At 40.9% G+C, this 23,243-nt stretch carries 18 protein-coding genes; all 18 read right to left on the reverse strand.

Annotation, left to right across the window (positions count from 1 at the left end):
- On the reverse strand, positions 1-3,696 hold a 3,696-nt coding region (locus tag CL181_RS00870; protein WP_176504994.1), incomplete at its 3' end, for a carboxypeptidase regulatory-like domain-containing protein.
- Between the two features lie 68 nt (positions 3,697-3,764).
- On the reverse strand, positions 3,765-6,116 hold the full coding sequence (locus tag CL181_RS00875; protein WP_176504995.1) for a phage tail protein: 2,352 nt from the start codon (positions 6,114-6,116) through the stop codon (positions 3,765-3,767).
- Positions 6,109-8,643 (reverse strand): putative baseplate assembly protein, encoded by a 2,535-nt coding sequence (locus CL181_RS00880; protein ID WP_217993044.1) that lies wholly within the window; start codon positions 8,641-8,643, stop codon positions 6,109-6,111. Before CL181_RS00880 ends, CL181_RS00875 begins: the two co-directional genes overlap by 8 nt.
- Before the next feature lie 5 nt (positions 8,644-8,648).
- On the reverse strand, positions 8,649-11,939 hold the full coding sequence (locus CL181_RS00885; protein ID WP_097297362.1) for a putative baseplate assembly protein: 3,291 nt from the start codon (positions 11,937-11,939) through the stop codon (positions 8,649-8,651).
- 5 nt (positions 11,940-11,944) lie between these two features.
- Complete coding sequence (locus tag CL181_RS00890) at positions 11,945-12,340, reverse strand: GPW/gp25 family protein (RefSeq protein ID WP_097297363.1); 396 nt, start codon at positions 12,338-12,340, stop codon at positions 11,945-11,947.
- Positions 12,341-12,365: 25 nt separating this feature from the next.
- Positions 12,366-12,659 (reverse strand): PAAR domain-containing protein, encoded by a 294-nt coding sequence (locus CL181_RS00895; protein WP_097297364.1) that lies wholly within the window; start codon positions 12,657-12,659, stop codon positions 12,366-12,368.
- Positions 12,660-12,672: 13 nt separating this feature from the next.
- Positions 12,673-13,320, reverse strand: a complete 648-nt coding sequence (locus CL181_RS00900) for a phage baseplate assembly protein V (protein WP_097297365.1) — start codon at positions 13,318-13,320, stop codon at positions 12,673-12,675.
- On the reverse strand, positions 13,317-14,390 hold the full coding sequence (locus CL181_RS00905) for a phage late control D family protein (protein WP_097297366.1): 1,074 nt from the start codon (positions 14,388-14,390) through the stop codon (positions 13,317-13,319). The genes CL181_RS00900 and CL181_RS00905 overlap by 4 nt, the downstream gene beginning before the upstream one ends.
- Positions 14,391-14,394: 4 nt before the next feature.
- A complete protein-coding gene (locus tag CL181_RS00910; RefSeq protein ID WP_097297367.1) occupies positions 14,395-15,030 on the reverse strand; it encodes a LysM peptidoglycan-binding domain-containing protein in 636 nt (211 codons plus the stop codon).
- Complete coding sequence (locus tag CL181_RS00915) at positions 15,031-16,605, reverse strand: hypothetical protein (RefSeq protein ID WP_097297368.1); 1,575 nt, start codon at positions 16,603-16,605, stop codon at positions 15,031-15,033.
- A gap of 5 nt (positions 16,606-16,610) precedes the next feature.
- On the reverse strand, positions 16,611-17,045 hold the full coding sequence (locus CL181_RS00920; RefSeq protein ID WP_097297369.1) for a phage tail protein: 435 nt from the start codon (positions 17,043-17,045) through the stop codon (positions 16,611-16,613).
- Positions 17,046-17,081: 36 nt separating this feature from the next.
- Positions 17,082-17,240, reverse strand: coding sequence for a DUF6760 family protein (locus CL181_RS21395; protein ID WP_320410162.1), 159 nt, complete (start codon positions 17,238-17,240; stop codon positions 17,082-17,084).
- A 20-nt stretch (positions 17,241-17,260) separates the two neighbouring features.
- A complete protein-coding gene (locus tag CL181_RS00930; protein WP_097297371.1) occupies positions 17,261-17,626 on the reverse strand; it encodes a hypothetical protein in 366 nt (121 codons plus the stop codon).
- Positions 17,627-17,646: 20 nt separating this feature from the next.
- The gene (locus CL181_RS00935; RefSeq protein ID WP_097297372.1) at positions 17,647-18,090 is read right to left on the reverse strand and encodes a phage tail protein; all 444 of its coding nucleotides are present in this window, start codon (positions 18,088-18,090) and stop codon (positions 17,647-17,649) included.
- 46 nt (positions 18,091-18,136) lie between these two features.
- The gene (locus CL181_RS00940) at positions 18,137-19,690 is read right to left on the reverse strand and encodes a phage tail sheath family protein (RefSeq protein WP_097297373.1); all 1,554 of its coding nucleotides are present in this window, start codon (positions 19,688-19,690) and stop codon (positions 18,137-18,139) included.
- A gap of 169 nt (positions 19,691-19,859) precedes the next feature.
- Complete coding sequence (locus CL181_RS00945; RefSeq protein ID WP_097297374.1) at positions 19,860-20,450, reverse strand: hypothetical protein; 591 nt, start codon at positions 20,448-20,450, stop codon at positions 19,860-19,862.
- Positions 20,451-21,041, reverse strand: a complete 591-nt coding sequence (locus tag CL181_RS00950; protein ID WP_097297375.1) for a DUF4255 domain-containing protein — start codon at positions 21,039-21,041, stop codon at positions 20,451-20,453. It lies immediately after the preceding gene.
- A 63-nt stretch (positions 21,042-21,104) separates the two neighbouring features.
- Positions 21,105-23,243, reverse strand: coding sequence for an AAA family ATPase (locus tag CL181_RS00955; protein ID WP_176504996.1), 2,139 nt, complete (start codon positions 23,241-23,243; stop codon positions 21,105-21,107).

Genomic DNA, 23,243 nt, shown 5'->3' on the forward strand with positions numbered 1-23,243 from the left:
TGGTCTATCGACAACCGGACTATCAACGACTGGTCTATCGACAACCGGCCTATCGACTGGCCTATCGACAACCGGTCTATCGACAACGGGTCTATCAACAACGGGTCTATCGACTGGCCTATCGACAACCGGTCTATCGACTGGCCTATCGACAACCGGTCTATCAACTGGCCTATCGACAACCGGTCTATCGACAACCGGTCTATCGACAACAGGTCTATCAACGACTGGTCTATCAACAACGGGTCTATCAACGACCGGTCTATCAACGACTGGCCGATCTATAATCGGTCTTGCGGATGTGCATGGAGTAACAATAATATTATCCGGTTTCCCTGCCACACAGCTTATAATATTATCCGGCTTCCCTGCCACACAGCTTATAATATTATCCGGCTTCCCTGCCACACAGCTTATAATATTATCCGGCTTCCCTGCCATACAGGTTATAAGGGGCGACCCCGCTGTGCAAATGATTCTTGGTTGTCCTGCAGGACATGGCACATCAGGCTGTCCGGCTGCACAAATGACCCTGTTTAACTGGAAATTCAGTATTGTTGTCTGGTTCTCATTCACCAGAGGCTTTTGTGTACCTGTACTATATCCCGGAGCGCTTGCGATCACTGTATAGCTTCCAGTCGGAATATCAGGAATTGAATAATTACCAGAATCATCAGTCACTGCTGATAGCGATGTACCTGTTACGGACACTGTAGCGCCTTTTATACCTGTTACGCCCGTAATTCCCGGTCTCCCTGCACTACATATACCTATCGCTGTGCTTACCGGCACCGGACTTGCATCAGTGCGAATGTTATCTCTGGCAGTTGTTACGCGTCCTGAAATCGTTCCTTTTGAAACCGCAACAGTGAGCCTGAAGTTTGCAGTTACGGTTCCGCCAGCAGGCACGTTTACAGTACTTTTTCCTGTGACATATCCTGCCGCATTTGCTACCACATCCTGAGAGCCTTCAGGAACATTCCTGATAATATAATTCCCCAGGCTGTCAGTAATGGCTGACAGGCCAGCCACTGACACAGTTGCCCCCTGTATCCCGATTTCCTCCATATTACTATCAGGTACTCCTGCAAGGCACGGAATATCACCCGGTCTTCCTGCGATGCATGGAGTATCACCCGGTCTTCCTGCGATGCATGGAGTATCACCCGGTCTTCCTGCGATGCATGGAGTATCACCCGGTCTTCCTGCGATACACAGGCTTGCAGCTGCACTGGTTGCTGTATCTGTATCCAGGGGTCTTGCTATCGTCATGTCCACTGGCCTGACGACCGCAGTATCCGGTGACCTTGCCGCCGTAGTGCCCAGAGGCCTGGCAACAGTAGTGCTTATGGGTCTTACTGCAGGAATATCTGCAGGAATACGGGTTATTTGAGGTGTTGCCCCTGTACATATTGGTCTTATTAGTTTTCTAAAAGTTGTAACCCTGCCTGAAACAGTTCCTGTAGTTACCAGTGCCAAAAGCTGGAAGTTAAGAGTTAATGTCATATTTGCTTCCACAAGAACTGAGGAGGTTTGTGCATTGTAATCCGGGGCGCTTGCAGTCACAGTATGCGTACCAAGCGGAACATTATAGAGGACATAATTTCCGGATTCATCTGTCAATGCAGATAGTGATGTGCCAACAACAGATATTGTTGCGCCCATGATACCTCTTGATACAGGCCGGGGCATTATTCCACCAGGCAATATCCTTGGAATAGCTGATATTTCCCTTGTAACATGACCCGTTTCCACTAATAAATCAGCAGGTCTTATTCCTGATATTTCAGTGACTCTGCCTTTTATTATTCCTGTGGCATGTTCCAGCATGAAGTTTATACCGGAAGTGGTCTGGTCATCTGTCACAACAACAGAGCCCCGGCTCTTGGTCTGGTAGTCATCCGCAGAGGCAGTCACAGTATATGTGCCAGTTGGCACATTTGAGAGAGTATAATTTCCGGTCTCATCTGCTGTGGTTGAAATTCCCCCGGCCATCACCTTAACAATTTTTTGTATTACATTTCCGTCTATATCCAGAACTCTTCCTGTTATTATTCCTTCAGTAGATATTGGAGTAAGCGGGATATCCATTTTATTTGCCTGGTCTGGCTTCACATTTACCAGGTCCGATGCTTTTTCATATCCTGAGGCAAATGCCCATACTACCTGGTTTCCGTGAGGAACATTTTGAAGTAAATAATGACCTTCATCATCAGTCACTGTTGTAATCGTACCAACTGAAACAGTTGCTTCTTTGATTTTTTTGGTGTCGTCTGTTATATCATTTACGAAGCCCTCTATACTTCCTGTAGTGGGTTTAAATGTAACCTGGGTTACGGCAGCACCTGATCCTGTTGTGGCCATAACTGCTGCAATTCCAGGGATTGTGCCGCTGCGTAACGTTGCTTTTACTATTCCATTCTGGCCCGTTGTAACGTGATCTGGAATACTTCCAAGCGTGCTTATGAGCATTACATCGATACCGGATAATCCCGCACCAGCATCATCCTGGACAGTTATCGTAATTTCAGAAACTGCATTACCATTAGCATATATTTCGTCCGGATTTACGCTCAATAGTATTTTGCTGGGAGCGATTTTATTTTTAAGGTATGTGGATTGGTCTTCAAGCTCGCTGGCCTGCGTCTTGAGGCATTCGAGCATTTGTGTTATATATTTATTGTTATTTACAAGTGTCCGTTTTGTATTATCAGCGATCAGTTTTGGGTTTCCCGAACCATCTGTTCCAAGGCTTAATTCCGCGATTTTTACTCTGGTATCTTTATTAATATCAAAACATGGTTCTGTCCAGAACTCAATTAAATTTTTTTGAAGACTCTCAGAGATTTCATGTGGACTTTTTACTTCGATTATGGATGATGTTTCATCGTATTCCAGACCATTGATATTTGTTTTTATGACAAAATTTCCTGCCTGGCCTGATTCGGCTCTTACAAGATACCATATATTTATTGTATCCCTGGATTGAATGGAAATAGTTCCCGGATCATTAATCCCATCGATCAGTGTCAATCCCGGTGGCAGGGTTTCGGATAATGAGACTGAAACAGAGGAATCCGAAATATTAGTTATCGAAAGGTGTACTTCAAATATATCCTGCGGGGTGACATAATTTTTCACTTTTCGGCTGATTCTTATTTGTCCATCTCCTGACCGGTAATTAAAGATTTTTGTTGAGAGGTTGTTCCATATCCCGCATATTTTTCCATCGGATATTTCCACCCCGTTATCCTGAATTGTTTCTATTTCATATGTATAGGATTCTTCTGTCCTGTTGTTTGCGCATACTTCTTTACATGTTGAAGCAGTTTGTGCCCTGACCCTCTCTTTAGGACACTCATTATATTTTATATAAATTGCTTTTTTGTTTTGTAAAGAGGGTTTGTCAGTCTCAGAAAGGATTAAACTCACGTCCTCAGGGACAACGATCTCGCGGCCGCACCTGTCAATAGCTAATCCGGATCTGATAATTACATTCATCCCCTGCGACTCAACACGCAGCCCGCAAACAGTTCCGCTCCCGAACATCAGCCTGTTTACCAGCCATCTTTTATCGTTGAGATACTGCTGCTCCAGCTCGAAATCTCTTACTGTCATCAATTTACCATAATAATAATTATTTCTCTGGTATGCTCGAAGTTTACAACTCTCTGTATTCTCTTGACTGTCTGACATATTTTAATCCTCCTTCTGTTATTTTTATTACTTTTATTGTTTTTATTGTTTTACCGATTTTTATATTTTTAAGTTAATTTAGTATCTACGCCTATTCGTGAATGTACTCTTACCTGTCCTGATTGCTCTGTATCATACAGAACCGTATCCCTGCCTAAAACCGACGTCCTGTCCATAACCATTGTCGGGTAAGTCAATCTCGTATTTATGTCCAGGTATGTATGCATATCAAGGTAGAACCACGGTTCAAGCATTTTAAGACAATAACATGTATGCGCTGGTTTCTGCTCTTCGATTATCCTCTTTACTGTATTTATTGTGTCTTCATCCATGTTTGCATCGGGCAATAAGACAAAGAACGAAAAAAGATCATTTCCAAAAAGAACATCCGTTGTTGTTTTTGCATCAAACGGCGGGAAATACAGGTCTTTTACTTTCAGGCATGGCATGCATTTCTTATCTTCAGGGATTCGCCTGGCATTGAAATTCTCTACTATGTATGGCTTCTCCTGCTTGAAATTTGCAATAATGTCTTCAAGGCTTTCTTCCGGGTGCTTTTTTGTATATAAAAATAGGGCTATAGCCTCTTCCAATCCTTCTTTTGTACCCCTTTTCTTATATAGCAGAATGGCCCTTCGGATATACAACCTCCTCATTTTTTCAGAAAAATTCTCATCCCATGTTATGGAAAGCCAATATCCCAGCCATGATAAGAACTCAGGAGGCGCACCCAGAGAATCGAAAAACCGTCCCAGGTGTTCTACTTTAAAATCTATTTCATAAAAAATGCTTTCGAATATTGAAAGAAAGCGCTCAAGAAATTCCCGGCTCGCAGCATCTTCCTGGTAGATAGCAGGCAGATTATCAAGATATGAAAACCTTGGGAAGAATAACCGGATCGAATTTAAAACAGGTGACCGGGTTTCATTTCCGGTAAGTGAAATTTTAAACCAGAGGTATTGTCCCTCGTTATCTTTCAGGAAGAGAGCATCCCTTCTGTATGTTCCCTGGATCGATGAAGATCCAGGCAGGCCTTTATGCCATTCGTTCTCATCGAGATCTCCTATATTAGTATTGATATTATCTGAAATATAGTATGAGAAATCAACCTGTGTGCCTTCTTCGAACCTGCCTTCCAGGAGGAACCTGTGCCATCGTGTTTTTAAGCTTGCGCTATTTATTGGTTTTGATATGTAATGACCTGAAAAAAGACCGCTCTTATCCGGACGGTTGATTTTACTGTATTTTAGATATACCAGTTTTTTTCCTGTGCCATCAATAACATAAAGGTTGTTTTTAGAATCAGTGATCAATCTTCCCGAAGCTCCCCTGTATGACCACATGGGAGAAATATTCTTTTGATCTATGATCTTATATATTGTCTGGTCCTTTGAAATATCACCAGCAGCTTCCCCGACAAAAATCTGCTTTCGCGAATCAACTGCAAGTCCCTTTGGTGAGAATGCAATATCTATTGTTTCAGGTGTGTCAATATAGTATACATTAAGGTTACAATCTTCTTCATTCACCAGCAGGTAATGAACTGCACCATCACTGGTCGTGATCAAAGCCATATCCTTATTTTCTTCAAAAGAGATTTTGACATATTTTCCATTAATGGATACAAGAATGGTTTTTTCATCAATACCGGATATTTCTGCACCCATTAACCAATCAATATTGAGATGATCCCTCAGGAAGGCCAGGAGTTTATCATTATCAATACCCGGGACATTATGCCGCTCGAACAGGAATTTTTTCCTGAATATCTCCAGGTTGTTTTTATTAGTAAGGGTGTTCCTGCCAAGAACATAAATATCCCCATCCTTATCTACAGTGATATCTGTCGGATCATTTCCAGGACTTATTGGCGGGAAATTTATATTCCCGGCCCTGTTGATCATCAGGATTCTTTTTCCTATTCCTCTTTCCACATCAATTTCCCTGCACTTTTCAAGAGCATAAATAACATCACCAGCTACTGTAATATCAATAAGTTCATTAATCGGTGATCCATCATGACTTCCGGATATTATCCAGCGGATCTGGAGGTTGCTTCTTGCAAGCGCAATTAACCTGCCCTTATCTGCTACATATATTGAATCCTTATCAATAGCGATCCCTGAAGGGGATTCCAGTATTACAGGCAGCACTCCCATATCATTGATAATCCCGCTGCCTATCTCATAACTGAGTATAGACTTTGAATTTTTATCTATTATGAAAATTATGTTGCATCCATCAACAGCGATATCGCTCATGTTAAGACTGTCATTATTTATGATTTCATTCCCTGATTCGTATATGTACGTTGAGCTTAACCTGAGTTCTCCTCCTTCAATTGTGAGATTTTTAATATCTTCAATATTACTCTCCCAGAGTTTTTGTGTATTGATGCATTTGAATTTTATCTCATCCATTGACATCGCCGCTCCTGCATTTATTTAAATCTTTATTGATTATCACGGATATGCTGCCAGGATAAACTGTTGATATTTCTGAGGGCAGGTTCAGGTTCCCGTTCGCATCAAGGCTTGAACCATTATCCCCTGAAATTGAAATCTTAAGGATACATTTGATCCCCTCGATTTTCCGGATATATTCGAAAATCTCAGACCTGGATACCAGCCTGCCTATGGGCCAGCCTTTTTTATCGAACCATCCTTTTATTGGATGGAGAAAAAAAGCAAGTTCTTTTTTTACAGTACTGGTTAATTCTTTTTCAGGATAACCTTTTACCATATCTATTGTCATACTCACATTGACACGGATAAATTGCGGGAACTCGATATGGATTTGTGTTCCAAGAAGCCTGTGTTTATCCACATGATGGCATATTGCATCAATAAATCCGGGGGGAGGTGAAGGCGGGGCAATAAATGTCTCTATGGGTGTATATGGCAGTACAACTATAGTGACTGAAGCCTTACTGTTTTCTCCATCGTTCTTGTTATAATCCGGTATGGCTTTTGCTTTCGCCACCCTTAATCCGGGTGTGTTCATGGCGATATATTCAAAATCCCCGGAAGTGACAGCAGTATAAGGGATTTTCATGTCCCTGAGGCATCTTTCGATCGCATCATTAAGGATTTCCGCATCTTTTCCACCGGTTGACGGTTTATGATTAATAATTTCCAGGGTGTGACCGACGGTTTTTTTTTCATTTTCAACTTTCCAATTATATCCGGCTTTGAAATTTCCCTCATTCCCGCCGCCTATCCTGTATCTGACGACTGTTATCCTGGATGATTCAGGCGGGATCCTGCCGCTTAAACCATCCCCGAATTTTATTTCCCCATGTTCTTTATCAAGAATGTAATGATTATCATCCGGTCCTGAACCATCAAAGTCATCAACTTCTGTCCATAGTCCGCTGTACATTTTTAATTCAGGATTTTGCATTCTGACAGCAAAATCACAAACCTTTCTCCTATCCATTACCATGCTCACTTTTGTTTTCCACACATTAAGTACAAGGAGAATTTTGTTCCTGTCATCGAATATTTTAATAATATTACCTGTCGTGTTCTTCTCGATATTTGCATTCCCTATCCAGTCAAAATAAAATTTGTTTTCCAGGTATTTTAAAAGCCTTTGATTATCTCTTCCCGGTATTTCATTCCAGGTTGCAAAATATTCGTTATATTCACCGGAAACAGAAACCAGTAATGTCCTGGCAAGAATGGGTTTGGCGGATGATATAAAAACCTGCGAAGGCATGCCATTGCTGGTATTGCTGCTTGAAAATTCTTCGATCCTTTTCCAGGTATTATCTCTCTTGATTGTCTTCCCATGTATCGCACAGACTGTATTGATACTTATTGTTTCAATTCGCGGCGGGTACTGGAAACCGGATTTTTTCAGGATGCATCTTAACCAGAAATGAGATTTATTATCTGTATCCTTCCATACAATATTTTGTGATGCAGCCCAGCCTTTAAGATCATTAAAAATAATCCGTCCGCTTTTATTAAAGCCTTCTGTCTCATCAATTATCGTTCCAGGATCAATGGTTTGCCATTTGCCCTCATCAGGCAGGATCGAGATTTCCCAGGTAAATTCAGAAATAATGAGGCCTGATTCTTTTTCATCACCATGTTTTCCGGCCTCCACCTCTAAGTCCTTTTCATAAAGATAAACCATAAAGCTGAGTTTTTCCGCTTTTCTGTCAAATCCAAGGTAAAGAGTATTATTTTCATGGTCCTTCATGCCAAATGGAGCATAAAAAAGGTCTGCCTGTTCATTTGCTCCTGTCCTGTCAAAAACTCCTCCTGTTCTCTCATCAACAATCACCTTTTCAAGATTTAAAGGAACAATACTGATTTTCCCAAGTAATTCAAAATAAATAGTTTTGCCCGAGATTTCTGTCCTTATAACCTCGCCTTTTGGCAATGTCAATCGTCTGCTAAAATCGTATATGTTAAGTTTGCCATTCTCATTATTTGCGACCAATTCATCTTTTGTTACACCATCGATCTTCAGTTTGACCGTGTTTTTATCATTATCAAGACCGAAAGAAATATTATGGATATTATCGAATATTATCAGGGTCTTATTACCATTGGTCTTCTCTATCCTGGCCTTTCTTACATCGATGCCATACCTCAACTCAAGGTAATTTACAAGAAGCAGATTTTCGTTCCCGGGTATTTCATCCCAGCTGAACAGGTATTTTAACCTGAATGAAAGATCTACGATCGCAGGTAAAGGCGGAAGCGGCGTGAATCCCAGTAGTTTCAGGTATTTGAGTTTATGACTGTCTCGTATCAGGTTTATCCGGAATAACGTGATCTCGGTTAACCAGGCAAAAAGGTCTATTAGCGTGATACCAGGGTCGCTCAGGTTATGGTCTGTCCACTGCGGCGCATATCTTGGAATGAGTTTTCTTTCTTCTTCCACAAGCTGGCCAAACGTCTTATCATCCAGGTTTTGTTTTGGCAGTACCATTGTTATCAACCACGTCCCGGTATCCATTTTGCAGAAATATCGTGCTCACCGCTATACAGAAGAGTATCAGCCGGGAGTTTGAAGTTATCAGAAGTTCTTTTTATTTCGGTTAATTTTAAGTTATCTTCATCATAAAGTTGTATCGTAAGTTCACTTACGTAGTCCACATTTTCTATCTTCTCAAACAATGGAAAAATGTCAGATATGCATGGGACTGCGCCGAAGTTCCAGCCTTTGCCTTCCAATCCCCCATAGAGAGGATGAAGAAAGTCGGTTATTTGTGACTTTGCTTTCTGCTCTATGACGGGTATAGCATCTATCTTATGAGTTACAAGAATTGCAGATATCCTTACTACAACATAAGAGGGCTGGATCACATTCAGTTTTGCGAGATTGGAGCATCTCTCACTAACGTATCTTTCCACAATATGGCGCAGTTCTGGCGTGGGCACTGGTTTTGCATCCATGCTTCCAGGGACTATGACAATGGTAATGGTTCCTGGCATATGCATACCTTCTGCATTGAGATTCGGGAGAATTTTTACCCTTGCCACTTTATTCGAAGCTTCTTTTACAAGCATCTGATAATCCTGGAGGGCAACAGCCCTGTTCCTGTGTTTCAGGACAAAGGGCGCTCTTTTTGTAAGAGCATCAACTTCCTCCGTATCGGCTCCCCCGTCAGAAGCTACAGGGTTGTAAACCTTATCGACAAAAGCTATTGTGCCCTGGAGTTTTGATATCTTCCTTGCGGGAATATTCCCTGTTTTTCCCCCGCCTGTAGAGTATATGGCTTTGATATTGTTCTGTCCGATGGATGGTACCATGCCATGTACCCCATCCCCGAACCGGATTTCACCCGTAGTCCTGTCTATAATATAATGCCTGTCCTTTGGGCCTGAATCAAGAAAATATGGGACTTCATCCCATTTCACCCAGAACTCTGTCACATTACCTGAATCGTTTTTTTTCTCATCGATATACTTATTATTGCCGAGTGCTTTTCTTTCGATTTCCGTAAGTGTGCCGTATTCATCTACGAGTATCTTTTCTGATAATACAGGCGCATTCATCAGCCTGAACACCTGGCGGCTTTCACCTGTGCTGGAACCTGTAATTTCATACGCAACAGTCCTTGACTGGAGAGCCCATGCGGAATTCAGGTATAATCCAAGAAGTTTTGATTTTGTGTGGATATCTTTCAGTTCAACAACCGGGTTTTGTACTGCCTGCGCTCTTATCCAGTACAGGTCATTTGTTGTGAATATTTTTTCATCCGCCATTTCCCCGGATATGACGAATTGTACCATTTCGCTTTTTGTAAGACCATTTGTTTCATCCAGAATATCAGGTTCGAGCCACTGGCTGTTCTTCGAGAGGTATTGCCATTTCAATCCCGGTCTTTTATTTTCACTGTAATCGATATTTTCATCAATTGAAATGAAAAGACTGACAGGTCCTCCTTTTAGCGGCTTATCAAATCCGAAATAAAGCGATGGATAATTATCAGGGATGGATTCAAATGGTTTAAAGGTCTTCCCTGTATTAAGTTCGTCTATGCAGTTTTTAAATACAAGGTTATTTTTTGAAAAGATATACTCAGGTTGATCAGCAAATTTGTCCTGTCCGGCACTGTTTTTAATATAATTGATCCTTAAATTCGAAAGCATTGGAGGACAAAAACTTCCGGGTTCAACCTGGTTATTTTTGATCATGTACTCTTTTCCATAATCTCCTCCCACAAGCCGCACGCGTATCCAGTACTTTTCCTGTCCGTTTACTGTTGTGGGTTTTGCAGCCGGCATGGACGGGATAATGATTTCAGGAGAAATACATTCATCAGTACCAGCCCAATTATCAGGGGTATTTTTAAATTGCAGCTTTTCAAGACAATTCCATCCCATTCCATCCCAGTATTCCCAGGAAAGCTGGGGATTGTCCGCAGTCTTTTTATCTCCTGCGGCCGCTGTTTTTCCGGGTGTAAGATCAAAACTTATCTCTACAATGTATCCTGTCTTTGAAAAAGCATCATCACATGCTATGTAAAATGTATTGTATATCTGCGGTTTTTTACCAAATGGATATATATTTTTAGTAATATCCACAGGCACATCGTTTATGAAAGCCATATCAGGTTTGATACCCGAAGCATCTGAAGAATAGGGTGAAGTGGAAATGTTCAGCCCTGATATTTCCATATCCCTGACCGGAGCGATCCTGGAATTTATTACCCTGCACCGTATCCATCGGCTTTTTATTCCATTAATTTCTATTTCGCTTATCGGCTCATCCGTACTTTTGATCAATGGCAGCCAGCTGGATTTATTTGCAGGGGTCAGAATGTTCCATTTAATCGTTTTTATTTCCTTGCCATCGATCTTTTCAGTGACCTCTGTTCCATACTCCCATGAAAAATTAAGCGGATTTGAAAGGTTCTGTGATCCTTTGCCTTCTACCTGGATTCTTGCAGTTGTAACATTCAATCGGTTCTTATCCCCGATATAAAGTATATGTTCCTGCTGGTTCTTGCCCGCGAAAAATCCTGATGAACCTGTCCCGTCTATGGTTATTGTATGATCAAATATTTCGTCCTGTTTATATATATTTAATCTGCCATTCTCGATCTTAGCTGTAAATTCATCAGTCCTGTCAATTAAATCGTGTGAAGCATCCGTACCGATTTCCAGTTTAACTTTATTGGTAATGTTATTTAATTTAAACAAAATGTCAGGATTACCTGCAGAAGTTATTTTTATTATGTCATTACCCTGTTTCGTTATAGTCCCTGATCTTGCCCATTCAACATCATAATTCCGGTCCAGGAATTCCAGTATCCTGTCATTTTCATTCCCCGGCATTTCATCCCAGTTGAACAAATAATTGTTATCAATAGTACTGAACACGGATACAAGTTTTGAAGGCGTAGCTGTGATATTCGTCTCAGTTTCAAACAGCACCGGTTTCCCGTCAGCTCCCTGTCCAGCCACCTGTGTCAATGCAGGAATAAGTACATTCTCCGGAGTGCCTTTGCTCAGCAGGAATGTGAGGGTGGCTCTTGCAGGACGGGCCGGGATCAGGGAAGCATTAATTGTCTCAAGAAAGGATAGGAAATGTCTTTGCGGAGCATCATTTAATTTCTTGATGGTCATTTCGGACATATGTGCAAATATTTTAGCAAGTGCTGCGCCCGGATCAATATCATCTATAAATGTCCATTCCGGGGTGTAGTACGGGACTTTACCCTTTATCTCCTGAAGTATAACTTCCATGTCTTTTTTGATTAATTCAGGGCTGGACATTTTTATTATTCTCCTTCCTTTAAGTAAAACGGATAAACAAGATTGAATTGGATATTTGTCGCACGTACCCTGTAATCGATATTTATGAAAAGCTTGCCTTCATCTGCTTTTCCTGCATCCGTATTTACATTTACGAGTTCAATCCGCGGCTCCCACAGTGTAAGGGCATCCCTTACGCTTGTCTCGATAAGGGACAGGTTTACCGCATTCATCGAACTAAAAATATATTCGTGTATCCCACATCCGAAATCAGGACGCATGACACGCTCTCCTTTAGCAGTTCCAAGGATTATCCTGATCGCTTCTTTGATATCTTCATCATATTCGGAAATGGCGATCTTTCCATTTTCATCGACCCTGACCGGGTACTTCCATCCTTTGCCAAGAAAATCCTTGCTCATAATTCTCCAGTGATAATTTGATTATTTATCCGATCATTACAGTAGGGCATCCCATCACTATCGAATTAGGGGGCCCCGCCTCTGTGATCATATCTCCCTGGCGGGCTGCAGGAAGGTTATTGATCAGGACTGTTGTGCTTCCCATGGATATTACTCCTCCGACATGCGGAGCAGGCCCGTTGAACAGGGGGCATGTGTGAAAATCCGCGCCGGCTCGAAAAGCCGGCATCCCGCCGATCAGCACATTTACGCTTCCCGGCCCTGGCCCAAGGGGGGTGCCATGACCTGTCATATCTCCTACTCTTGCTGCTGGCGGCATTTTGAAATCACTCCTAATTTATCTTTACGATTGATCCCTGGATAGTAAGAACTGCGCTGGATTTGAGGGTAAGTGACGTTGTACCCTCTATCTCAACAATATTTCCTTTGATCTTAAGTTCCATGGCGCTCTCGATATTTATTGAATTCATCATCGAATCGATCACGATCTTATTACTCCCGGTTTTATCAACTATCTCGATCTTTTCCTGGCCTGATGAATCATCAAGCACTATCTTGTGTTTCCCTTTAGTATGGATCTCAATTTTTTCCTTCATTGCGGTATCATCATCATTAAAAATTATTTCATGCCCGCTTCTTGATTTGATCTTCCTGATATTGTTCTTCCCATCGCTGTTGGTTTCCGGGGGTTTATCCTTTCCATTCCAGAGAGCTCCGATAACATAAGGCTGGTTGATCTCCCCATGCTCAAAAGCCACCAGCACTTCATCATCAACTTCGGGATAAAAAACCATACCTCTTTCGTTTCCTGCCATGGGGCTTGCGATCCTTGCCCAGTAGCTTTCATCCTTTTCTCCTCGCCATGGAAAATTGATCTTGATCCTCCCCAGGCCTTCAGGGTCCTGGTTGCTCGTGACCACAGCTATTACAACGCCGGATATGTGACTGTCCTGTTGCGGCAACAGGTCTTCCATACTCATAAAATACTCCTTCGCACAGTGATAGTAGTTTTATAACCAGCATCGCCTACGGAATGCGTCGCTTTTGTTATATAATATACACCACTGAACCGTTTCCCGACTTTTTCAATATTTACCGTTATCCCGGGACGAAGCATAGGATCACCGATACATTCAAGTGTACCTTCAATAAAACCTTTATTCCGTCTCTTTAATTCTGCTTTTGCAAGGTTCTTTGCTTCTTTCTGGGATCGTACAAGCCTTCCTTCAATCTTTACATCCACCCTGGCTCCCTGTGACTCTTCTATGATATTATCAAAATCAGGGTTCCCAACACTGCTCTTAATATCACTGATCTTAGCAGATTCGGAAATACTTTCTTTATCCTTAACGTTCCAGGCCGTGACATGTACTTCATTTACAAGCGAGGCAGCAGTCATTCGTGGATTAAAATTAATGAAATTTTTCCTGAATTCAAAAGTAAAGTCTCCCTTGATGTTATCTTTTGGCTCACGAAAGTACAATTCTTTATTCCTGACGAAAAATTCATAACCAATCTCATTAGAAAGCCTTTTTAAGAGATCATAATCCATTTCATTTTTTATCCGTTCAACCTTTCCATGGGTTATTTCTGTGGGATCGACTTTTGCCGAAAGGCCATTTGCCTGTGCGATATCCTGTGCGATCGTTGAGTAAGTTACTTCTGTATCAGTAAATTTTTTTGCAGTCTTTTGAAGATCGTGTGAAAGATCATAACCTTCAACGCTAAGCGTTGGATTACCCGTTGATTGGAAAACGGGTGTAAGTGCCTTGATTCTTCCTTTCATCATACCCTGTTTCTTTGAGGTCGCATACCCGAAAAAAATCTCCACCTCTGTTCCGGGTTTGATCTTATCATCATCAAGCCACCTGAACTGCTGTGTCCGGATATTTATCTCTTCATTTAACGATAACCGGAACATCGCAGGAGTTTCCAGGTCTTCATCTATTTCAATATTTAATATGCTCTCTTTTGGTGGATATTCCTCACCATTTCGTTTTACCTTAAATACAGGCGCATAAATATCCATGCCTGAAATCGCTGTTGCCATATCATTACTCCAGAGGCGGGATTACCAATTCCGTACCTGGTTTTAAAAACCTCGGATCATAGATATTATTTTTTTGCGCAATGGGTCTCCACATATCAGGGTCGCCGTATTCCCTGTACGCTATAGCCCAGAGGCTGTCGCCCTGCTTTGCTATATACACCTTTGTTTTATCAGGTGATTGGAGCTCCCTTTCCCGGCTGTTTAGCTGCATCTTGAATTCTTTCAATGTGATATTCAGTCTTGCCCTGACTGGCACTCCATCGGAATTGAACATTGTGAACTTTTTTGTCACCCGTTCAAGTACGCAATTGAAAGGCTCTTTAGAATCAAGTCCCCAGATAAACTGCAAGGGGGGAGGAGCATGGATCGTGGGATCGATATTTAAAAGATCAGTAAGCTGGCTGGTGATTTCCCTTACATCTGTTCCTTTTTCGTAAGTATCATAGAATACTTCAATTGTGATCGATCCGGCATTTCCTTTTACGAACTGGAGATAAGGAGATTCAAGTCCTGGTATTGCTATTTCTGAGAACGTATTGCTCCTTTCCAGGGAGTATTCCGGGGGAAAATAGAGTATCTCTATCTGCTTATCTTTTTTATTCCCATCAAGTATTTTAATAAAACCTATTTTTGGCCCCATTTAAATATATCCCCGCCTTTCTTTTTCAATAGTTATTTTTCGATCTAATAATTGATATACCTGGTCAGAAAGTTGCTTAATATCTATTTTACGCTTTATTTCCTCATCGTGCAAAGTAGGAACGGAACTTAACCTGTCTATCACTGTCTGTTTTGCTTCCCGGGCAATTCTTTTTGCTTCTTCTATTTCGTGTTCAATCTTCGTATTTGTCTTAAAATGAAGGTCCGAATTATTCACAGGGATATCTAATTTTGCTACAGGTTCAAGATTTGCCTTTGCAGATACCGACAGATCATTTTTGATAATGGGTTTTGTGGATTCTCCTGCTTTTGTAAATTCTCCTGCTGGATAGCTCTGGAGCATAGTTATCATATCAGGGACAGTCAGGCGTGTTATTGATTTTAAAAATGATTTCATATGCGAAAATATCCCTGTGTGTAAATTTCCATGTCTTTGATATGTCTTCTGTGAAATTCCTGGAAAATGATATTTTAATAATGAATGATATACAGGATTTGTGACCTGTTTATTCGTGATCCGGATATTTACAGGTTGGATAATTGCGGAGTGGACATTTGCAGAGTGGATATTTGCAAATTGGTTATTTGCAGAGTGGACATTTGCGGATTGGATATTTGCGGAGTGAACATTTGTGTGTCGGATATTTACGGGGTGAATACTATCATCACCCGCAAGTTCCCGGCCTACTAATCCAACCATGGGGAAAGAATAATAAGATCCCTGATGACCAAAAGCAAAATCGTTCCCGTTAGCGCTGATCCGGGATAAATCCATATGCTTCAGGAACACAGGCGAAACATTTCCTGATAACAAAAAAGGATGATTTGTTTTGAAAAATTCCCGGGAATTTAAAGCGCCGCCCATTGTCATGCTGTTTAGCAATAAATTCACAATTGGTAAGGTAACTTGATATTTATTTTCCAATGTAATATAATTATCCGGGCTTGAAACCTTCATATTATTCCCATAACCTGTAAGTTGCTTTTTTACATTTTCAGACATGAAAAAATCAAAGAGTTTCTTAGAATATAAAGCGCTGCCCATTGTCATGTTGTTTAACAATGGATTCATATGCGGCAGCATAACATATTCAAGTTCCGGATGGCATATATAACCGAATTCCGGAAGAAACCCCGGATGGAATTGAGAATATAAATCAGGATTTATTATTTTAACAATATTCTCCTGGTCAGTAAAAGAATTGTTTACAATTGACTTTGAAAAAATATCATGAAAATCCTTCGCATTAATGTCAGATTTTGATAATTTCGTCTTGTTATAAAATGATATTATATTTAGAAAATATTTTTCAATTCCAGACCACTTGAAGAGATTATTTATTCCACGTCCTGTTATTTGTGAAATTTTCAAATTATTTTTAATACTGAATTGTAAGAGAACATTCAAACTTATCTTATTAGATATTGATTGTCCCTGGTTTTTGAAAAATATCATCAAAGGGAAATCGTATGGATTTCTTTTGATTTTCCGGTATCTGCCAGTGATCATGCTATGAAAATCCAGATCACTTAAATTGATCCCACGTTTAGCCATTATTCTTAGCCCTTCTTGATACCGTGATGCGCAAGTTCAATAGTCTCAAATGCGACAGTATTACTGTCGGCTCTTAATTCCGGACCTGTCCACTTAACCGGATACGCTTGTTCGAAATTCCAGCACCATTTATCTTTGCCTGTGACATCCTGCAGGACAATGGTACCGTTTTTCTTCTTAAACTTACCACTTACCACTTCCTGATACCATTTCCACATATCATCAAGGTCAGAAATACCTCTCTTCAGGGTGATGTGCTGGTATTTTGTCCTTTTAGGAAGCAGGTGCACAAAATCATTAACACCACCCTCTTCGTATGATTCAGTTTCAGTTTCAAGCATAAGTCCGGTTACTTCTGTAACCTGCGCGACAGTAATTCCTCCGATCTCTATCCTGAACCTGAATGAAGTATATGGATATGGTTTAGTACCTGTTGTCATAAATTCAACTTAACCGGAATATTCTATTTTCTTCCCTTAGACCTCAAGAATGCTTTTCTGTTTCTCTCCACTCAAACGCTGGTTTATCCTGGATATCTCCTCGCACCACCTGTGCCTTTCTTTGTGTTCCATATTCAGGATATCTTCAGATGGCCAGTGGAAATGATATGCAATAAAAGCTACCTCCTCGTACAACCTGTCAAGGGGGTAGCTTGCTATTCCCCCCGGTATTCTACCTCAAATTCAAAGTGATGCTGGCATTTGGGGCATTCTGTCTTTATTTTACCTGATCCGTTTTCATTGATACGCCTGTAGAAATCCTGCAGGTAAGATAGATCTGACGCAAACAGGTTTTCGATCACCTTTGTATTTATTGCCTTTATGTCTCCCAGCTTTGTGATAACTCTTGAAAATAGTATCACAGTCAAATAAGCCGGGTTTGTCTGCACTCTTGAATCTTTTAAAGGAAGTATCTCATCAGCGGCAGTTGCAAGACGCATAATGCCTTTCTTATGGAGATTCCCATCCTCATCTACATACCCTTTTGGTAAGGTGAACTCAAATTCTGTCTGAAACGCCATAATATTACCAGCTCATTTTTTTATTTGACCCGTTTAAATCCTTCGTGGACTATTTCAAGTGTTTCTATCGCAACTTCATTCCCTTTTCCACTGAAATCAGGCGGATCATATTTGCTTGGCCATGCAGCCTCAATATCCCAGCGGGATTTATCTGACCCGGCTTCATCTATCAGGATTATAGATATGTTTTTTCTTTCTTTTTCCGCTCCTGCGTCTATAACTCTTTGTCTCCATTGATACAGGTCCATCGTATCAGTAATACCCCATTTGAGGGTGATGTTCCCGTATTTTGTTAATCCTGACAGTTTTCGGAACCGTGTGGGTTCATTACCTTCACGGTATTCAACAGGGTCTGTTGTTGTGTCAGCAAAAGTACATTCGCTAAAACCTGCCTGTGAAATCCCATCTATCTCAACACGGAACCTGAACTGCCTGTATGGATCTTTTCTATCTCCAGTAGCCATATTTTATCCTCCATAATTTTATTATTTATTTTCATTTTCAACATCGTTACTCGGTAGCAGAAGAGCCTCCGGCCCATTGAGCGATACGGAATATCACGAACTCCGCAGGCTTGACAGGGGCGATGCCGATAATGCAGATCAATCTTCCGTTATCTATATCGTCCTGCGTCATGGTAGTCCTGTCGCATTTGACAAAGAACGCTTCTTCGGGTTTTGTTCCCATGAGCGCGCCGTCTCTCCAGACCCGTGTAAGGAATTGTGTTATTGTTGCCCTGACTCTTGCCCAGAGCTTTTCATCATTGGGTTCAAATACTACCCATTGTGTGCCTTCTTCTATGGATTCCTCTACAAAGATGAACAGGCGCCGGACATTTATGTACTTCCAGAGTGCGTCGCTTGATAGTGTCCGTGCCCCCCATATGCGTATCCCTCTCCCCGGAAATGCGCGAATTACATTGACCCCGCGAGGATTAAGGATACCCTGTTCTCCTTTTGTTATCTGGAACTCAAGATCCATTGCCCCGCGAACCACTTCATTTGCCGGAGCTTTGTGTACGCCGCGTTCAACATCACTGCGGGCATATATCCCTGCCATGTGACCTCCCGGCGGGATTAACTTACCCTTATTAGTCAGGGGATCGATGACCTTTATCCATGGATAATAGAACGCAGCATATTTTGTATCAAAATTATCACGAGGTTTAATATTACTTACATTACTGCTTCCGTCATCGGCATCTATGACAGCGAAACGATCCTTTAATTCTTCACAGTGGCTTATGAGAGCCGGGACAAGACCGGTTACTGAATTCGCATCAGGAGAATAAACAATGGAAATTTCATCTATCTCTTTAAATGCCGTTAATCCTTTTCTGCTGCCAGGAATATTATCTGCAGGCGAGTCGCGCAAATAATCATCTATACCCAGAGCAGTCCCATCAAGATCAGTTCCCCCCAGAGGTGTTACCACAGCCGGGCCATCTGGCAGAGTTCCGGAATCACCAGTCTGGCTGGAAATGGTAATTAAACTGGATATCCCGTTAATCTTTTTATCATAGTGATCGGGCGAGGCATTATCCATTGACAGATTATCATAAAATTCGATCTGTGCAGGCTGAGGCTTTGATTTTTTATTTGTTTCCGGATCGAACAAAGTCGATGGAAGTTGATCTTTCCAGTAGAATACAGAGAGTTTGAACAACGGTTTTGCAGCTGTACTATCTGTTCCTGTTCCCACTTTGACAACTATCCTTTTTCCCCATTCGCCTTCTCCGATCGCGTCTAATGTTAGCGCATTCGTACCTGCGCTGGTAAGTTTTAGAGACGCTTTTTCGGCATCATTTGCAGCCACTCTTCCTATAAAACATCGCTGGCCCCCGTTCATAAAAAAACCGTCTACAGCATAAGGCAGATATGAACCTGCGATATAGCTTCCGTACATCCTCTGGAATTGAAGCCAATTTGTGACCAACCGGGGACTGGTGGGTCCGCGTTCGGTTATTCCAAGGAATCCAGCTGTGCTTGTGCTGACCCCTTCTATCGGTTTTGCACCTATCTCAAATTCTTCTACATACACACCCGGTGTTAAATATTCTGGCATTATATATCCTCCTTTTAATATTTGTTAAATATTTTAAAATTTATTATTAAGATTAGCAATCGATCTGATTTCTGTAATTCTATTCTACAATACTTTTTGCAACTTATCGTCATTATACCTCTCTGGTTATTGACATTCAAACCTCCTTTTTTATAAATTTAAACATTTATTATGGGAAAGCTATTTTGCCCAGCGATATTGTCTTTCCCTCATCTAAATTTGTTTCTACTGTTTTTGAAGCTCCGTTTTTCTTGAGTTCAATCGTAATTTTTTTATTTTTTACATCCCTGAAATACAGGACGAATTCCCCCATATTATCAGAAATGGTTTCTATTCCAGGCTCTATTGCTTTAATATTTACATTTCCGGTCAGGTTCATATCCGGATTAGATAATAATCCCCTGACAAGGGTTGCATTAGCTGGAAAAGGATAGGATGGCAGTGGTTTAAGTAATATCTCAAGGACAGGGTCTTTTGGATCAAGAAGAAAGGGATTCACGGACAATTCCAGCGAGTAGTACATTTTTGATCTTACACTAACTGTATTATTACCAGCAGCCATATCCGTAAAAGTATAATATCCACTGAGGTTTTTTATCGCTTTTTGATTTCCTTCCCTGTACATCACTTCTACATAACCAACTGGCTCTTCTCCGGTGTAATCATCCTCAAGAAGTACTGCAAGAGAAAGGCGTGTGATAATGGTATCACCTTTATAGGAAACAAATGTATCCGTAATATAAGGGTGAACAATAACCATTTATTCGTTTCTCCTCTTTAAAACTATTTCATCATATCCGGCTTCCTTTGAAACGACTCTTGTTATGCTTATTTCATGGAGGGAATCTATCCTGACAGGTGATACAAGATAACATGCTGTGGGCTTGAAAGGTTTACCCTGAAAAGTGCTCCATATTTTTGTCATATCATCGATATTTAAATTCTCAATTGTAATACGCAGTTCCTCATTCCCGGGTTTCAGGCTGCCTTTTAAAACTGAACCGGAAAGGATGGCATTATCATAAAAAACCTGCATTGCCCTGCCCAGTAACAAATGGGCTTCCAGTGTTTTTTCAGTGTTTTCCTGGGAAGGATGCGAAGTCAACATATAGAACAGGTCAAGAGCAAGAGGCGGGAATCTCATGGAGCTTGATCCGACCTGCTGCATTTCCTGGTTCTTCAAATGAATATTATCCTGGATTTTGTAAAGGAACAGGGATATCCTGGTGTCGCTCTTGATCTCACCGGGAGAACCCAGTACAATAGAACCATCAGGCAGATCCTTCATATTATCAATTAATAAACTTATTAAGGTATTTCCCACATCTTTTATCGCTGTATTGCCTGCCATTATCGATTTCCTGTGATTATATTTTATTTATCTTTTTTTCGAATTTTATCCCGGCATGTGTGCTTAAGTCAATATCTTATAATATTGCCCGAAGTCTTCTTTTGTGCATAGCTTTCCCATTTTCTGGAATTCCCTTTGTGTCCCCTTTATGATATGTTCCATCTTTATGACACCGGAATCACCTGCCGCAAGGAAAGCCGCTGAAAGTGCAATATTTTTCATATTTCCACCTGTGATTTTGAACATGGACAGGAAGCTGTAATCAATATTTTCTGCTACAGGTGTCTTACGGGGGAAAATATTCCTCCATATTTTTTCTCTTAGTTCCTCATCCGGAGATGGGAAATCAATTTTGAAGTGCAATCTGCGCAGGAACGCTTCATCGATATTGTTGCTGAAGTTCGAAGCTAAGATCACTATCCCTTCATATTCTTCCATTTTTTGCAGGAGATAATTTATCTCGATGTTTGCGTACCTGTCGTGTGAATCCCTGACTTCTGACCGTTTCCCGAAAAGAGCATCAGCCTCATCAAAGAAGATGATAGCATTAGTTGTTTCTGCTTCTTTGAAGATCCTGCCCAGGTTCTTTTCAGTTTCACCGATGTATTTACTTACTACATTTGAGAGGTCAATTTTATAAAGATCAAGTTTAACTTCATTGGCAATAATGCCTGCCACCATGGTTTTACCAGTCCCGGACGGACCTGAAAAAAGGACATTCAATCCTTTTCCAAGGGACAATTTTTTATCAAATCCCCATTCTGCATATATTATTCCTTTATATTTTATATAACCGCACACTTCATTTAATTGCTTCTTTGTATCATCCGGAAGAAAAATATCCTCCCATGTATTGGTAGATTCGATCTTCCTGGCAAATGATATGAGCTTCTTATTGGATTGTGCCCTGCAGCCTTCAAAAAGGTCTTCGGTTGTGAGTTTTGAAGCCTTATTTTTTGCTATCGAAATATTTTGTGACGTTGTTATTGCATCTTTTATCAGACCGCCGCTAAAGTTGAACTTGCTTGCAAGAGCGCCAATATCAACATCATTTGAAATATTCCCGTTCATTAATGATTTCCATAACTCTTTGCGATGTAGATATGAGGGCACCTTAAATCCAAAGCTTATGAATCCACGGTCTTTCAATATGCTGCCCGGTTCAAGGTCAGCTTCTCCGGATAATATTATCCAGCCCGGATACCTGCCTAATTCCCGGATAATATATTTCGCTGCATTTTCATCGCTAAACAATGAATCAAATCCTTCAAGATACAACAGTGAATCCTGCAAAAGCGCTTCACGAATAGTTATTCCCAGGGTTTCAAACGATTCACTTTTTAAAAGTGTTTTTGAATCAACTACGAACAAAGACACGCCAAGTTCCTTTGAAATTGCCTCAGCAGTCATCTTTTTTCCTGTACCATAAGGCCCCTGGAAATATAATACCGGAGGCTTTTTATTAGAATATTTCTTTACCAATCCGGCTACTGGCCGGATTATCTCATCTGCCAGTATCAGTTCCCCGAAAGTCCTCCGGGGTTTTACCAGGAATGAATGGCGCTTTATCCTGTGGTCGATCTCATTTGTACCCAGGAGAAAGTTGATTATTTTATCGTCTGCCCTTAAAAACCTGGATAATAGTAACTGTGAGCCATCTTCATTTGAGAAATAGATTAGCCTGTTACTCAAAAGGGTTGAACTATTTGAAAAAAACTCTCTTGCCTTGATCCTTTCTCTGATTGAAGAACACAGAAGCCTGATAACAAGATCCACTGTTGGGCGCTTCTTTGTAACATCGTTTTGCAGGTAGGAATAAAGCTTTTCATATCGCAAATCAAGTTCAGGAGCAAGACATATAAGAAGCACATCCTCCTCAAAGGGTGAAAGATGAAAGGTTTTTGATAAGGCAGGCAGCAGCAATTTCTTATTTTGTTGTATGCTCTCATTTTTTTTAGCAACTATTTCCATTGTTATTGTTTCTATCTTTTCGGTCCAATGATCTGTGCTTTCATCAGTTTTTTGATAGACCGGGGTTTGCAGAATTGAATTTACTTCATCTTCCGAAATGAATAAACCAGGAAAATCATCTATCCCTGGGTTGCTTTCTGACTTGCGTTTATCAAGGTTTTTATGTAATAAAAGGTCAATTCTTTTAAGTTCATCAAGAAGATACTCGATGTTGGTTTCATAAACATTCAT

This window comes from Candidatus Methanoperedens sp. BLZ2 (assembly GCF_002487355.1).
Classification (GTDB): Archaea; Halobacteriota; Methanosarcinia; order Methanosarcinales; family Methanoperedenaceae; genus Methanoperedens.

Bases quoted from the DNA above. Each gene is read 5' to 3' on its own strand.
- CL181_RS00875 (WP_176504995.1), bottom strand. From the start codon at position 6,116: ATGGATGAGATAAAATTCAAATGCATCAATACACAAAAACTCTGGGAG.
- CL181_RS00880 (WP_217993044.1), bottom strand. From the start codon at position 8,643: ATGGTACTGCCAAAACAAAACCTGGATGATAAGACGTTTGGCCAGCTT.
- CL181_RS00885 (WP_097297362.1), bottom strand. From the start codon at position 11,939: ATGTCCAGCCCTGAATTAATCAAAAAAGACATGGAAGTTATACTTCAG.
- CL181_RS00890 (WP_097297363.1), bottom strand. From the start codon at position 12,340: ATGAGCAAGGATTTTCTTGGCAAAGGATGGAAGTACCCGGTCAGGGTC.
- CL181_RS00895 (WP_097297364.1), bottom strand. From the start codon at position 12,659: ATGCCGCCAGCAGCAAGAGTAGGAGATATGACAGGTCATGGCACCCCC.
- CL181_RS00900 (WP_097297365.1), bottom strand. From the start codon at position 13,320: ATGAGTATGGAAGACCTGTTGCCGCAACAGGACAGTCACATATCCGGC.
- CL181_RS00905 (WP_097297366.1), bottom strand. From the start codon at position 14,390: ATGGCAACAGCGATTTCAGGCATGGATATTTATGCGCCTGTATTTAAG.
- CL181_RS00910 (WP_097297367.1), bottom strand. From the start codon at position 15,030: ATGGGGCCAAAAATAGGTTTTATTAAAATACTTGATGGGAATAAAAAA.
- CL181_RS00915 (WP_097297368.1), bottom strand. From the start codon at position 16,605: ATGGCTAAACGTGGGATCAATTTAAGTGATCTGGATTTTCATAGCATG.
- CL181_RS00920 (WP_097297369.1), bottom strand. From the start codon at position 17,045: ATGACAACAGGTACTAAACCATATCCATATACTTCATTCAGGTTCAGG.
- CL181_RS00930 (WP_097297371.1), bottom strand. From the start codon at position 17,626: ATGGCGTTTCAGACAGAATTTGAGTTCACCTTACCAAAAGGGTATGTA.
- CL181_RS00935 (WP_097297372.1), bottom strand. From the start codon at position 18,090: ATGGCTACTGGAGATAGAAAAGATCCATACAGGCAGTTCAGGTTCCGT.
- CL181_RS00940 (WP_097297373.1), bottom strand. From the start codon at position 19,690: ATGCCAGAATATTTAACACCGGGTGTGTATGTAGAAGAATTTGAGATA.
- CL181_RS00945 (WP_097297374.1), bottom strand. From the start codon at position 20,450: ATGGTTATTGTTCACCCTTATATTACGGATACATTTGTTTCCTATAAA.
- CL181_RS00950 (WP_097297375.1), bottom strand. From the start codon at position 21,041: ATGGCAGGCAATACAGCGATAAAAGATGTGGGAAATACCTTAATAAGT.
- CL181_RS00955 (WP_176504996.1), bottom strand. From the start codon at position 23,243: ATGAATGTTTATGAAACCAACATCGAGTATCTTCTTGATGAACTTAAA.